8 protein-coding genes, 3 tRNA genes, 2 rRNA genes and 3 pseudogenes are annotated in these 12,803 nt (G+C 56.2%); 6 read left to right on the top strand and 10 right to left on the bottom strand.

The window, feature by feature from the left end; genetic code table 11:
- Positions 1-365 precede the first annotated feature (365 nt).
- From AACX78_RS01370 to AACX78_RS01360, 3 genes are all read right to left on the bottom strand, one after another.
- On the bottom strand, positions 366-2,519 hold the full coding sequence (locus tag AACX78_RS01370; RefSeq protein ID WP_201302745.1) for a S9 family peptidase: 2,154 nt from the start codon (positions 2,517-2,519) through the stop codon (positions 366-368).
- Between the two features lie 234 nt (positions 2,520-2,753).
- A complete protein-coding gene (locus AACX78_RS01365; RefSeq protein ID WP_159165164.1) occupies positions 2,754-3,185 on the bottom strand; it encodes a DUF411 domain-containing protein in 432 nt (143 codons plus the stop codon).
- 49 nt (positions 3,186-3,234) lie between these two features.
- Positions 3,235-3,558 (bottom strand): hypothetical protein, encoded by a 324-nt coding sequence (locus tag AACX78_RS01360; protein ID WP_159165163.1) that lies wholly within the window; start codon positions 3,556-3,558, stop codon positions 3,235-3,237.
- A gap of 261 nt (positions 3,559-3,819) precedes the next feature.
- Between AACX78_RS01360 and kefF the strand changes: the two genes are divergently transcribed.
- From kefF to AACX78_RS01340, 4 genes are all read left to right on the top strand, one after another.
- Complete coding sequence (gene kefF / locus AACX78_RS01355) at positions 3,820-4,419, top strand: glutathione-regulated potassium-efflux system oxidoreductase KefF (RefSeq protein WP_159165162.1); 600 nt, start codon at positions 3,820-3,822, stop codon at positions 4,417-4,419.
- A 64-nt stretch (positions 4,420-4,483) separates the two neighbouring features.
- The gene (gene kefC / locus AACX78_RS01350; protein WP_159165161.1) at positions 4,484-6,340 is read left to right on the top strand and encodes a glutathione-regulated potassium-efflux system protein KefC; all 1,857 of its coding nucleotides are present in this window, start codon (positions 4,484-4,486) and stop codon (positions 6,338-6,340) included.
- On the top strand, positions 6,337-6,723 hold the full coding sequence (locus tag AACX78_RS01345) for a SirB2 family protein (RefSeq protein WP_159165160.1): 387 nt from the start codon (positions 6,337-6,339) through the stop codon (positions 6,721-6,723). The genes kefC and AACX78_RS01345 overlap by 4 nt, the downstream gene beginning before the upstream one ends.
- Before the next feature lie 296 nt (positions 6,724-7,019).
- On the top strand, positions 7,020-8,006 hold the full coding sequence (locus tag AACX78_RS01340; RefSeq protein WP_058394739.1) for a helix-turn-helix transcriptional regulator: 987 nt from the start codon (positions 7,020-7,022) through the stop codon (positions 8,004-8,006).
- A gap of 1,048 nt (positions 8,007-9,054) precedes the next feature.
- Here AACX78_RS01340 and AACX78_RS01335 read toward each other — a convergent pair.
- Positions 9,055-9,795 (bottom strand): annotated as a pseudogene (locus AACX78_RS01335) (IS4 family transposase); the annotation flags it as partial.
- Positions 9,796-9,798: 3 nt separating this feature from the next.
- Here AACX78_RS01335 and AACX78_RS01330 point away from each other — a divergent pair.
- Positions 9,799-9,987 (top strand): annotated as a pseudogene (locus AACX78_RS01330) (hypothetical protein); the annotation flags it as partial.
- A gap of 470 nt (positions 9,988-10,457) precedes the next feature.
- Here AACX78_RS01330 and AACX78_RS01325 read toward each other — a convergent pair.
- The 5 genes from AACX78_RS01325 to AACX78_RS01305 form a co-directional block, all read right to left on the bottom strand.
- Positions 10,458-10,534 (bottom strand) — tRNA-Asp (locus tag AACX78_RS01325).
- 97 nt (positions 10,535-10,631) lie between these two features.
- Positions 10,632-10,746: ribosomal RNA gene (gene rrf / locus AACX78_RS01320) — 5S ribosomal RNA — on the bottom strand.
- 217 nt (positions 10,747-10,963) lie between these two features.
- Positions 10,964-11,078 (bottom strand): 5S ribosomal RNA (gene rrf / locus AACX78_RS01315).
- 325 nt (positions 11,079-11,403) lie between these two features.
- A tRNA-Ala gene (locus AACX78_RS01310) sits at positions 11,404-11,479 on the bottom strand.
- A gap of 16 nt (positions 11,480-11,495) precedes the next feature.
- A tRNA-Ile gene (locus AACX78_RS01305) sits at positions 11,496-11,572 on the bottom strand.
- Between the two features lie 133 nt (positions 11,573-11,705).
- Between AACX78_RS01305 and AACX78_RS01300 the strand changes: the two genes are divergently transcribed.
- Positions 11,706-12,086, top strand: coding sequence for a DUF4573 domain-containing protein (locus AACX78_RS01300; protein ID WP_201302744.1), 381 nt, complete (start codon positions 11,706-11,708; stop codon positions 12,084-12,086).
- 315 nt (positions 12,087-12,401) lie between these two features.
- Here AACX78_RS01300 and AACX78_RS01295 read toward each other — a convergent pair.
- A pseudogene (locus AACX78_RS01295) lies at positions 12,402-12,803 on the bottom strand (transposase domain-containing protein); the annotation flags it as partial.

The raw sequence follows: 12,803 nt of genomic DNA, 5'->3' as shown, positions 1-12,803 counted from the left end.
ACGACAACACCCTGTTCTGCGCTGGGCTTGCCTAACTTGCCTCATGCAAGAAAAGGGTTGGGCTGCGATGCCTTTCCCAAAAATCACCCTCATCCTGCGGTGAGTCAACCGGCCTCGTGCCAGTTGAAGATAATTTGGCCCCTGAGGGGCCAAAGAAAAAGTTATAAGCACTCCGATTAAGCACATTAAGCCAACACAAATCAAACAAAATGGCAAAATCCCGGAATTAAATCTCGAAAATTATGACGCTGATCATTCATTTTCCTACCAAAGATTAATTCCATCTGCTACCTGATGGAAGCAATAAAAAGCGATGACGGATTCTTTTGTAACCCTTGCAGGGCAAGGGCCTGTGTCATCTTGTCTCAGCTACCGGCTTGGGCCAGATCCAGAATAAACGCGAATTCCAGCGCTATGTCTTCGTAAGCCTTGAAGCGACCGGATTTGCCACCGTGGCCAGCATCCATGTCGGTATTCAGCAACAACTTGTTATCATCCGTCTTCATCTCGCGCAGCTTGGCGACCCACTTGGCAGGCTCCCAATACTGTACCTGGGAGTCGTGCAGACCCGTGGTGACCAGCAGATTGGGATAGGCCTGTGCCTTGACCTGATCGTAGGGGCTATAAGCCTTCATGTAGTCGTAGTAACGCTTCTGGTTCGGGTTGCCCCACTCGTCGTACTCCCCCGTGGTGAGGGGGATCGACTCATCCAGCATGGTAGTGACCACATCCACGAACGGCACCTGGGCGACCACGCCACGATAAAGCTGGGGAGCCTGGTTGATGACGGCCCCCATCAGCAGGCCACCGGCACTGCCGCCCATGGCATAGACCTGATCTTTGGCGCCATACCCTTGCGCCACCAGCGCCTCGGTGACGTCGATGAAGTCGTTGAAGGTATTCTGTTTTTTCAGCAGCTTGCCATCTTCATACCAGTGACGGCCCAGCTCCTCGCCACCCCGGATATGGGCGATGGCATAGACGAAGCCTCTGTCCAGCAGGCTCAGACGGGCGGTGCTGAAGTCGGGATCCATGCTGGCGCCGTAGGAGCCATAGCCGTAGACCAGCAGTGGATTTTTTGGCGACCCGGCACTCTCTTTCTTGAACAGATCCTTGCGATAGACCAGGGACACAGGCACGGCCACCCCGTCGCGGGCAGTCACCCAGAGCCGCTCGCTGGCGTACAGCTCCGGCTTGAAGCCCGCCACCGCCTGCTGCTTGAGCAGGGTGCGCTTGCCGCTCGCCATATCCAGCTCATAGGTGGACGAGGGGGTGGTCATGGAGGAGTAGCCGTAGCGCAGGGCACTGGTATCCGGCTCCGGGTTGTAGGCAAGCCAGGTGACATAAGCGGGATCGTCGAAAGCGATCTCTTTCTCCTCGCCGCTCTGCCAGTTGATCTGGCGCAGTCGGGTCAGGCCCTGGTTGCGCTCCTCCAGCACCAGCCACTCCTTGAACAGGGCGTAGCTCTCCAGCAGCACGTCCGGGTTGGGTGCTATCACAGATTTCCAGCGATCGACCGGGCTCTCTTTGGTCTCGTAGAGGCCGAAGTTCTTGCCGTCCTTGTTGGAACGCACATAGAAGCGGCCACGATAGTGATCCAGGCTGTATTCGTGATCCACCTGACGGGGCAGGAACAGCCGCGGCGCCTGGGTCGGCACGTTGGCGTCTATGAGACGCGCCTCGCCCGTTGTGGTACTGGAAAGGGCGATGACGATGAAGTCTTCCGAGGTGGTGGCATAGAGGCTGACGTAGAAGGTGTCGTCTTTTTCCTCATACACCAGGGCATCTTTCGCCGGATCCGAGCCAAGCTCGTGGCGATAGACCTGATAGGGCAACAGGGTCTTGGGATGCTTGCGCACGTAGAACACTGTCTTGCTGTCGTTGGCCCATACCAGGTTGCCGGAGGTATTTTCCAACTTGTCGCCGGCCCACTGACCACTCTCCAGATCGAGGAACTGGATCTGGTACTGACGACGAGAGAGGAAATCTTCCGCCACCGCCAGCCAGCGGTTGTTGCGGCTCACCTCCAGGGCGCCCAGGGCGTAGAACTCGTGCCCTTCGGCGCGCTGGTTGCTGTCGAGCATCACATCGGCGTGCTTCTCCCCGACCTTGGTGCGGGAGTAGATGCCGTACTCCTTGCCCGGCTCATAACGGGTCTGGTAACGGTAGCCATTCTTCACATAGGGCACCGACTCATCCTGCTGGGGAATGCGGGCCACCATCTCTTTGTAGAGTTGATCGCGCAGCGGCTGGGTGGGCTTGAGCATGGCATCGGTATAGGCGTTTTCAGCCTTGAGGTAGGCCAGCACCTCGGGGTTCTGGCGCTCGTCATCCCGCAGCCAGTAGTAGTTGTCGACCCGGGCATCCCCGTGTTTTTTGATGGTATGAGGATGTTTGGCGGCCACGGGAGGCTGGATCAGGGTGTCACTTGTGGGCATGGCGGACTCATCATTGGCATATGAACAGGGGACGGCGGCCAGACAAGCCAGCAGCAGAAGCCCTCGGGAAAAGGTGAACATCTCGCATCCTTTGCGCTTTAAAAGGGTTGGCAAACCTGAGCCTTGGCTCCTTGGTGTGGCCAACAATCTGCCCCTTGTCGCCCCCAGTTGCAAGTTATCAGCGCAAAACCCGCCAGAACACGTAAAAGGGCCACTGTCTCGCGACAGTGGCCCTCAAACCTGACCATGAGCGACACGGATTCGCTCAGGTGTGCCTCACATGATGGAGTTGTGTCTGCTCATGACCAGTTTGCGTCAGCCGGGATAGCTCGACCAGGTCTTGGTCGCGCCCTCATGACTGATGCTCAGCACCTGATAGGGCTGACCCGGTATATCCATGCCTGGCGCACTCTGGGGCATGCCCGGAATGGTCAGGCCGCGGATCGCCGGTTTTTCCTTGAGCAGCTTCTGCACGTCGGCAGCGGGTACATGTCCCTCCACCACATAGCCATTGACTACACCCGTGTGGCAGGACGCCAGCTGCGGAGTGATGCCGTACTGCTGCTTGATGGGTTCAAGCTGCTCGGTTTCGACGACCTTGATCTCAAAGCCGTTCTCTTCCATGTGCTTGATCCAGGTCTTGCAGCAGCCGCAATACTGGGACTTGTAGACGGTCATCTGCTCGGCCGCGAGGGCGGAGAAGCTGACGGTACCGGCCAGCAGGGCCAGTAACAGGGACTTGTACATGACTCACCTCGGATAAGAAGAAATACCCAAAAAAACAGGGGAACTCGACTCAATCTGGATGACGGGGAGGACGCTCGAGCCGCTCGGGCGGCGCATCCGGCGTATACAGGGAAGGGGAAATAAACTCAGGCCTGTCAGGCTCCAGCACGGCCACCGTCAGGCTGTCGCTGGTGAGCACCGTCATGGCGAGCGCCGCTGTAAAGCTGCCACACGGCATGGCTTTCTCCAGGGTACGCTCGCTCTGGCTGCAATGGGGGGTCAGGGTACAGAGATCGGTCGCCGCCCGGCTGCCAAACGACATCAGCACCATCAGCAGACTCCACAAGGGGAGCCAGCGGCGGGCGCGAGCGAGTTGGCGACGGGTCAGAACCATGACATGACTCATTAAGCAGAAGTGCCCTATGGTAACCTCTGGCCCAGGGGGAGGGTCAAGCCCTCCCCTCTGTGGTTCGCGGGATGTAAGTAGTCTGACGGGGCGTGATTCACCCACGGATCGCCGCGTCCGGGGTAACGGGAGCTGATCCCGGAACTGGCGGGCCATGGTACTTCTTGATAACGTCACCGCTCAATGCATCTTCTTTTCGCCAGTACTGGTTTTTGCCAGTACCAGGCTCAGTCTTCAGGTTATGACCCCATGAAACGCATTCTGGTTATCTTTTCACACCCGGCCCTGCAGAGCTCAAGAGCCAACAAGCAGCTGTTGCAGGCTATCGAAGGGCTGGAGGGTGTCACAGTTCACGACCTCTATCAGCACTACCCGGACATGTTCATCAATGTAAAACAGGAACAGGCCCTGCTGTCGGAACACGATATCATCGTCTTTCAACACCCCTTCTACTGGTACTCCTGCCCCGCCATCATGAAGGAGTGGATGGACCTGGTGCTGGAATACGGCTATGCCTACGGTCCCGAGGCCCATGCCCTCAATGGCAAGCAGTGGCTGAGTGCCATCACCACGGGTGGCGCCCCCGAGTCCTATTGCAGCGCAGGCTACAACAGTCGCCCGCTGCTCGACTTTTTGCTGCCGTTCCAGCAAACGGCACAACTGTGCGGCATGACCTGGCTGCCCCCGTTCGTGCTCCACTCCTTTCACAAGATCAAGGATCCGGAGGCATTGCGTCGCTGTGGCCAGGATTATCGCCAGCTGTTGTGTGCCCTGCGCGACGAGCAACTGACCCCCGATCAGCTCGCGGGGCAATCTTATCTGCGGGATCTGCTGGAGGTGCTCTCATGAAACACTGTCAGCTGTTTGGCCGACTCCATGAGCCTGACCAGACGTTCAAACGGAGGGCAGGCTGATGGGTCATGGATTACTGTTTGATGCGCTTATCTACCTCTCGGCGGCGGTGATCGCCGTGCCGCTGGCCAAACGCTGGGGGCTGGGTTCTGTGCTTGGCTACCTGCTGGCGGGCATCATCATAGGTCCCTTCCTGCTGGGGCTGGTGGGGGAGCAGAAGGATGTGATGCACTTCGCCGAATTCGGGGTAGTGCTGATGCTGTTTCTGGTCGGGCTGGAGCTGCGCCCTGCCCTCTTGTGGCAGCTGAAGGGACCCATACTCGGCACCGGCGGCCTGCAGGTGCTGCTCACCACAGGTGCTCTGACTGGCGTGGCATATCTCATCGGACTGCCCTGGCAGCAGGGACTGGCCATCGGCCTCATCCTGGCGCTCTCATCTACTGCCATAGTGTTGCAGAGCCTGCAGGAGCGCAAACTGATGCAGAGCGAAAGCGGTCGATCCGCCTTTGCAGTGCTGTTGTTCCAGGACATCGCCGTCATTCCCATACTGGCGATCCTGCCGCTGCTCGCCATAGCACCGGTGGCCAGCAATGGCAGTGCGGAGCTGGCCGGCTGGCAACACGGCCTGCTGGTGGTCGCGGCCATCTCCGGCATAGTGCTGGGCGGCCACTACCTGATGCGGCCGGTGTTTCGCGCCATCGCCCAGTCCCACTTGCGGGAGATCTTCGTCGCCGCCGCCCTGCTGCTGGTGATCGCCATCGCAGTGCTGATGGAGTCGGTGGGGCTCTCCCCTGCCCTTGGCTCCTTCCTCGCCGGCGTGGTGCTGGCCGACAGCGAATATCGCCACGAGCTGGAGGCGGACATAGAGCCGTTCAAGGGCTTGCTGCTCGGCCTCTTCTTCATGTCGGTGGGCGCCGGAATCAACTTCAGCCTGTTTGCCGAACACCCCTTTCTCATCCCGGCGCTGGTGATCGGCCTGATGGCATTGAAATGGCTGGTGCTGATGGCGCTCGGCTTTGTCATTCGTATCTCGCCCAACCAGCGCTGGACCTTCGGGCTGGCGCTGGCACAGGGTGGCGAGTTTGCCTTCGTGCTCTTCTCGTTTGCCTCCCAGAACAAGGTGCTGCCTGGCGACACCATATCGCTGCTCACCTTGGTGGTGGCCCTCTCCATGGCGCTGACGCCGCTCTTGCTGATCCTCAACGATCGGGTGATCCAGCCCTGGTTCGATTACCGTACCCACAGCGATTCGCCGCAGCACGAGCAACCTGAATTGGTGGAGCACCCCGTCATCATCGCCGGCTTCGGCCGCTTCGGCCAGATAGTGGGGCGCCTGCTGCACGGCCACGGCATAGGCACAACCATACTGGAGCAGGATGCCAGTCAGATAGAGATGCTGCGTAGGTACGGCTATCAGGTGTTCTACGGCGACGCCAGCCGGCTCGATCTGCTGCATGCCGCCGGCGCCCACAAGGCAAAACTGCTGGTACTCTCCATCAATGACCCGGCCACCTCGCTTGAGGTGATTGAAATGGTGAAGAAACACTTCCCGCACCTTAAGATACTGGCGCGTGCCCAAGACAGACCCCATGCTCACGAGATCCTGCGCCACGGCGTGGACAGCGTGCATCGGGAAACCCTGGGTTCTGCTGTGGATCTGGGGGTGGAAGCGCTGACCCAGCTGGGATTTCGGGCCAACCAAGCCTGGCGGGCGGGACAGACCTTCAAACAACACGACAACTGGTTGCTGCGGGAGCAGGCCAATTACCTGGACGACGAACACACCTACATCAACAAGAGCCTGCAATACAGGGACATCCTTTCCGATCTGTTGCAAGACGATCAGGAAGGACAAGAGCGTATTCACGCTCACAACTGGAACAGCGGTCTGCCCGACAACGACAAGGAAGCAATATGATTGCCTATTACCCTCTGCTCAAACACCTGCACATGACCCTCGCCATCGTCAGCCTGCTGCTGTTTGTCTATCGCTGGATGCTCTCTCTCAATGCCAGCCCGCGTCTGCAACAGCGCTGGCTGAAGATAACGCCCCACGTCAACGACACCTTCTTGCTGCTGTTCGGGGTGCTGCTGGCTGTCACGTTGCAGATGAGCCCGGGCCAGCAACCCTGGCTGATGGCCAAGCTGATCGCCCTGGTGGTCTACATAGGGCTCGGTGTCATGGCGTTAAAACGGCCTGCTCGCAGCCAGAAGCTTATGGCGGGTGTCGCCGCGCTGGCGGTGTTTGGTTACATGGTGGGAGCCGCCATGACCAAGTCGGCCTGGTCCTGGCTGGCTTGACGAGAATGTCCACCTGGTGGGGGGAAGCCATTCCCTCCACATCATCTTCTGCCCTTTAACGTGATTTCTATTTTTTCTTCTCCCTAAAAACCGCAAGACAGTACTTTAATTTGCGATTTTTTCATCAATTAAAAGCCTCAATTGCCACCCCACAAAACAGTAATCATATTTAATATCATGTAGTTAATGACGTTTGTATGAAAATGGCGACAGTTGTCGCAGCAAAACTTGCGACATAGACTGTCGCATGCCATGGCTAGGATACACTCAACGCTAAACCAGTGAAGGCATGCACCATGAGTAAGAAGCTGTTACGACAACTGACCTTGGCGCGTTGCATCCCGCACCGCCCTTACAAGCTGACCGCCAGCCAACTTCAGGTAAAACTGGAAGAGGAAGGTATCCATGTCAGTCTGCGTACCGTGCAACGGGACCTGGAAGAGATGTCCGGCATGGGGTTGTTCGACCTCACCTCGGATGAGCGCAGCAAACCCCACGGCTGGTGCTTTGAGCGCCATGGCCTCAACGACTTCGCCAATATCATGCCGTTGTCACTGGCGGTGGCCCTGAAAACCTGGAGTGATCAGGCAAGCCAACTGCTACCGGCAAGTGTGCTGACCGAATTGAATCCGCTGATCGACAAGGCCAGCCAGGTGATCCGCGACAGCCAGAGCGAACTGGCCGAACGCTGGCTCGAGAGCGTACATCAGTCACCGCGTCCGTTTGCCGGCAACCCGGAGATCCGTCGCAGCACCCTGATCCGCGATGCTCTCTGGCGTGGTCGCAAGTTCAGCGCCGAGATACAGCGCGTCATCAAGGAGCGTACTGTATGGCTCTGCTATGACCGCATCAATCCGCTCGGCATCCTGAATCAGGCCGATGGTCCGACCCTGCTCTGTACTTTGTCCGAGCTGGATCCCAAGGTATACGGCATCCCGTTCGATCACATCAAGGGCGTGGAATTGACCAACTTCAGCGCAACCCAGCCGAAGGATTTCAATATCCAAAAGCTGATCCGTGACCAGGGCTACCAGGACGTCAGCGGTCCAATCCGCTTTGTCGGTCGCATTGATGCAAACTGCCCGACCCTGGTCGATGGTCAGATCCCGGGCCACAACCCACGCATGACTCGCTATGACAAGCGCAGTGTCGTGGTGGAGACCGAAGTCCAGGACACCCCTGAATTTCGCACCTGGCTCAATAACATGAGCGGTAACCTGGAAGTACTGGCGCCAGAGTCATTGCGCAAGGCATACCCGACGCCAAGCAGCCGGGTTAGCTAATCCCAAAAAGCCGAGCTCAGCCTCGGCTTTTTGTATTCTTTTCAAGCATATTTATTCAACTAATTTTTAACTCTTGCCAGTTGAATTGAGCAGTCTTGTACCATCGTTTTCCCCCTGTTTTTTCGTGTGAGAGATCCGCCATAGCGGCTGTAAGAGGCCACTGTGTTGCACCGTACGCGAAGCCATCTTTGAATCCATGTGCTTTCCAATGAAACAAACTAACATAATGATTAATATGGATTTATCTTGTTAATGATTGGGTTTAATCAAGCTGGCTCATGCCGATAACTACCCAAGCTCCCTTGTTACTCTGTGCGCTTCCCTTAATATGGGTCTCACAAGGACGAAGCTGGTTCGGCAGGATGCAGGAACAGCGCATAAACAGGGAATAATCCACAGGACGTGGTCAGGGATACCTCAGGATGAGGCAGGTAACCGGGACGGTTATCAAACGGATTGAACAGGACACCACAGGATGTGGTTGCAGACACCTCGGGATGAGGCAGAGCAGTACGGATTACCGCTCTTCAGGAAGAACAGGACCTCGCCGGATGCGAGCAGGACAGCTTCAGGATGAAGCGAGATAGCCCGGATGGTTATCTGTCAGGACGACGCAAGGAACACCACAGGATGTGGTAAGGGACACCTCCAGGATGGAGAGAGTGCAGCAATCAGGAACGATTGCCAGACTAGGATGGTCACAGGACACCTCAACGGATTGGGAAGGGGATATTCCGAAGGATCAGGATAAAGTCAGGGATCGCAGGGAGCATTGCAGTTCATGGACTGGACTAGATGACTTGAGGGGACGGCAACTGCCGTCCCCTTTTCTTTATGTACACATTCTCAAGCCTCCTGTTGGCACTTTCACGCAGACCAACGCCTCCGGCCTTACATCACACTTTGTGAGCCTGTAAATCCAATTGTGTAACCGCCCACGAATAAGTAACTTTTTCAAAAGGATACCTTCGTGGGTAAGCAAATGGACCAAGACAAACTCAAAGCACTGGCCGCTGAGCTGGCCAAAGACATCACTAATGCCAGTCAGTTAAGCCTGACTGGCATTGTTTTTATTGGCTTTTTTTACACTGTATTTCTGTGGCCTTGGCTTCACGCAGCGGGGGTAACTTCGTTCCCTTCGTGCCGGCAGCACAAACTGCCCCGCCTGCTGCTCCAGCTCCGCCACCCGCTTCGGGATAGTCCCCGGCGACATGTACGGCATGCAGCTCAACTCATGGATGAGGTACACCGATGCCATGTGAAAGCTCAGCTGGCTTGCCGTGTATCCCTTTAGACTCGCCGCCATCCTCACCATCTGGCTGCGCAGCAGGTTGTACGCCAGCAGCACGCCCCACAGCTCTTGCCGTATCCCCGCCGCCTTCTTGCTGCGCAGGGTCAGTCGGTGTTGTTGCAGGCTGTGCTTCATCTCCCGATAGCCCAACTCAATTTCCCAGCGGTGGCCATACAGTTCGACGATATCGGCGCCAGGGAAACACATCGGGTCGACCATCGAGGTCAGTACCTGCCGCTCCTTGCCGTTGATAGTGCGGGTCAGCAAGCGGGCTTCTATCGTCTCTGGCAGTTGTGGCCACTTCTTGCGTGCCTGCGGACTGGTCTTGAGCTGCACCAGTGCATCCTGGCGCCCCAGCTTGCGCACCACCTCGTATTGCGTGCCCTTTTTGAGTGGCAGCAGCCAGTGACGCTCGTTGCCGGTGGTTTGCCAGGTGTGGAGCAGGCCGAGGGAGTAAAACCCCTTGTCGAACAGGGTCAGCGAGTGGTCCGGTGTGCGNCACTGAACAGCGTGCTGCGCAAAGCGACCAAGCAAAGGAAGCTGTTCCCGACCGACGACTCTGCGCTAAAAGTGGCGTTTCTCGCGATACAGCAGGCTTCAAAGAAGTGGACCATGCCGATCCAGAATTGGAAGCCTGCCCTGAATCGCTTTATTATCGAGTTCGGTGATCGCTTGAACGGTCACCTGTAATGGGGTGGGCAGTTACACAGAATTATTTACAGGCTCCACTTTGTATTTCCCCATTACTTGAGCGCTTTTTAACCGAGCAACCACCTTGCATAACAGGGCAAGATATCCATCCAGCTGGTGATGCAATGGCAATCTGCCAAAGCTCAAAGCTAGCTACTCCGTAGCCAGGAACACAAAAGACCTGCCCAAGCAGGAGGGCCTTGTTGTACTGAGCAAAAATGCACAAAAAAACCAGTCGTTAGATTGGGCTTCTCAATTTACTGGCTGAGCGGACGGGAGGGTGCTGTCCGGCTCAAGCACAAGCGGACATAGGTAGGGACCGGGCTGCCAGTGGCAAGGAGACAACCAGCGGCGAACATCAAGATGCCTCAGCATGGAGAAAAGAAGAGGAGGTGGAGAATGGTGACCGCTGACTTTGCAGTTTCGGAAATGAAAAAAAGCCCAGTCTTTCGACTGGGCTTCTTAAGTAGTGGCGGAGCGGACGGGACTCGAACCCGCGACCCCCGGCGTGACAGGCCGGTATTCTAACCAACTGAACTACCGCTCCGCTATTTGGTTAGCCTTTCGCTAAATCTTTTGCCGATTATCAGAGGTGTCATCCTCTCGGCCAACGTCGTGATGTGCACGTCGCTGTTTAATTGGGTGCCTGGCAGTGTCCTACTCTCGCATGGCGAATGCCACACTACCATCGGCGCTACCGCGTTTCACTTCTGAGTTCGGCATGGGATCAGGTGGTTCCACGGCGCTATGGCCGCCAGGCAAATTCTTCAATCTGAGAAAGCTGACGTGAATAACGAACTGCCTGTTGGCTTCGCTATCACTGAATTAGGTAGTAGTTCTTCGATTTGCTACAAGCCTTAGAACACTTCTTGGGTGTTGTATGGTTAAGCCTCACGGGTAATTAGTATGGGTTAGCTCAACACATCACTGCGCTTACACACCCCACCTATCAACGTTGTGGTCTCCAACGTTGGGTGCCTGGCAGTGTCCTACTCTCGCATGGCGAATGCCACACTACCATCGGCGCTACCGCGTTTCACTTCTGAGTTCGGCATGGGATCAGGTGGTTCCACGGCGCTATGGCCGCCAGGCAAATTACTTCANCCTTCATCGCCTCTGACTGCCAAGGCATCCACCATGTACGCTTAGTCACTTAACCATACAACCCCAAGAAGTGTCGTCGAAACGGCACGGCTTGTTGCTGCACAACTGTCTTCCCGAAGGAAGGTGACCAAAATAAATTTTGGTTTTCGCCAAGAAGTTTCCAAAGCACTTGTAACAAATGTTTGAGAACTACTTTTTAAATCAGCTTTCCAGATTGTTAAAGAGCAAACTTCATAAAGAAGTCAAAGGCATAGATTGAACATCAAGGCTCAATGCATGGCTTTTGCTTCTCGCAAAATACAGTACCGATTATGGTGGAGCTATGCGGGATCGAACCGCAGACCTCCTGCGTGCAAAGCAGGCGCTCTCCCAGCTGAGCTATAGCCCCATAATCGGGAACGAAGTGGTGGGTCTGAGTGGACTCGAACCACCGACCTCACCCTTATCAGGGGTGCGCTCTAACCACCTGAGCTACAGACCCACTTCGTGTACTGTCTCTAAACTTGAATCAAGGCAATCTGTGTGAACACTCAACAACTTCGACATCTTAAGGTAAGGAGGTGATCCAACCCCAGGTTCCCCTAGGGTTACCTTGTTACGACTTCACCCCAGTCATGAATCACACCGTGGTAAACGCCCTCCCGAAGGTTAAGCTATCTACTTCTGTTGAGGCAGTTGAGGCAGTTGAGGCAGTTGAGGCAGTTGAGGCAGTTGAGGCAGTTGAGGCAGTTGAGGCAGTTGAGGCAGTTGAGGCAGTTGAGGCAGTTGAGGCAGTTGAGGCAGTTGAGGCAGTTGAGGCAGTTGAGGCAGTTGAGGCAGTTGAGGCAGTTGAGGCAGTTGAGGCAGTTGAGGCAGTTGAGGCAGTTGAGGCAGTTGAGGCAGTTGAGGCAGTTGAGGCAGTTGAGGCAGTGTCGATGGAGGCGCATTATAGAGAGATTGATCGCGTTGGCAAGGGCCGCAATGCAATAAAACTGCAAAAATCGGCACTTTTTTAGTTATTCATAACCAACCACAGCTTTTGTACAAACTTATCCACAAAAACACATAGATACAGGGTAATTACACTCCTTTCTTACGTGTCGCCAGGCAGCACATACAAGTAGTCATAAAGACCAGGGCGTAAGGACTTGGTTATGGACAAAGCATAATGCTGTATATAGAAGAGATTAAAAAATCAGGGAACGGGCAGTTGAGGCAGTTGAGGCAGTTGAGGCAGTTGAGGCAGTTGAGGCAGTTGAGGCAGTTGAGGCAGTTGAGGCAGTTGAGGCAGTTGAGGCAGTTGAGGCAGTTGAGGCAGTTGAGGCAGTTGAGGTGCGCGCGACAAGCTGTTCGGCCAGCGCCATCTCGTTGATGGCGCAACTCTCCATGACAGCCTGAACAAGCAGGTGGCTGGTCAGCTCCATCTGGCAGAGCATGCGCACCTGCGGATAGGCGGTCTCCCCATGCTGGGTGCCGGGTTTGGCAAAGGCGGCGGCATTGTCCGGGGTATCGGGCGTGCGCCACATCACGCCATCGACGGCGAGTAGTTGCAACCCGGCCCAGCCGGGGTGATTGGCCTGCTGGTGCCAGCCTGCGGCGGTGTCGTGAAATAGCCGCTCAATGCTCTTGTGGCCAAGCTTTTGGCGAGCTTGCAGGAAGGCGCTGGGGGCGACAAAGGGGCGGTCACCGGGCAAGAGGATATCGAGCTGATTGACCAGCTGGGTCATGGGGAC

The sequence above is a fragment of the Aeromonas sp. 9A genome, from assembly GCF_963900955.1.
In the GTDB taxonomy this organism is placed as follows: Bacteria; Pseudomonadota; Gammaproteobacteria; order Enterobacterales; family Aeromonadaceae; genus Aeromonas; species Aeromonas salmonicida.
This window is presented reverse-complemented; position numbering and strand designations above follow the sequence as displayed.

Coding starts and splice junctions, on each gene's coding strand:
- AACX78_RS01360 (WP_159165163.1), bottom strand. CDS start 3,558: ATGGTTCTGACCCGTCGCCAACTCGCTCGCGCCCGCCGCTGGCTCCCC.
- AACX78_RS01365 (WP_159165164.1), bottom strand. CDS start 3,185: ATGTACAAGTCCCTGTTACTGGCCCTGCTGGCCGGTACCGTCAGCTTC.
- AACX78_RS01345 (WP_159165160.1), top strand. CDS start 6,337: ATGATTGCCTATTACCCTCTGCTCAAACACCTGCACATGACCCTCGCC.
- kefC (WP_159165161.1), top strand. CDS start 4,484: ATGGGTCATGGATTACTGTTTGATGCGCTTATCTACCTCTCGGCGGCG.
- AACX78_RS01370 (WP_201302745.1), bottom strand. CDS start 2,519: ATGTTCACCTTTTCCCGAGGGCTTCTGCTGCTGGCTTGTCTGGCCGCC.
- kefF (WP_159165162.1), top strand. CDS start 3,820: ATGAAACGCATTCTGGTTATCTTTTCACACCCGGCCCTGCAGAGCTCA.
- AACX78_RS01340 (WP_058394739.1), top strand. CDS start 7,020: ATGAGTAAGAAGCTGTTACGACAACTGACCTTGGCGCGTTGCATCCCG.
- AACX78_RS01300 (WP_201302744.1), top strand. CDS start 11,706: ATGAATCACACCGTGGTAAACGCCCTCCCGAAGGTTAAGCTATCTACT.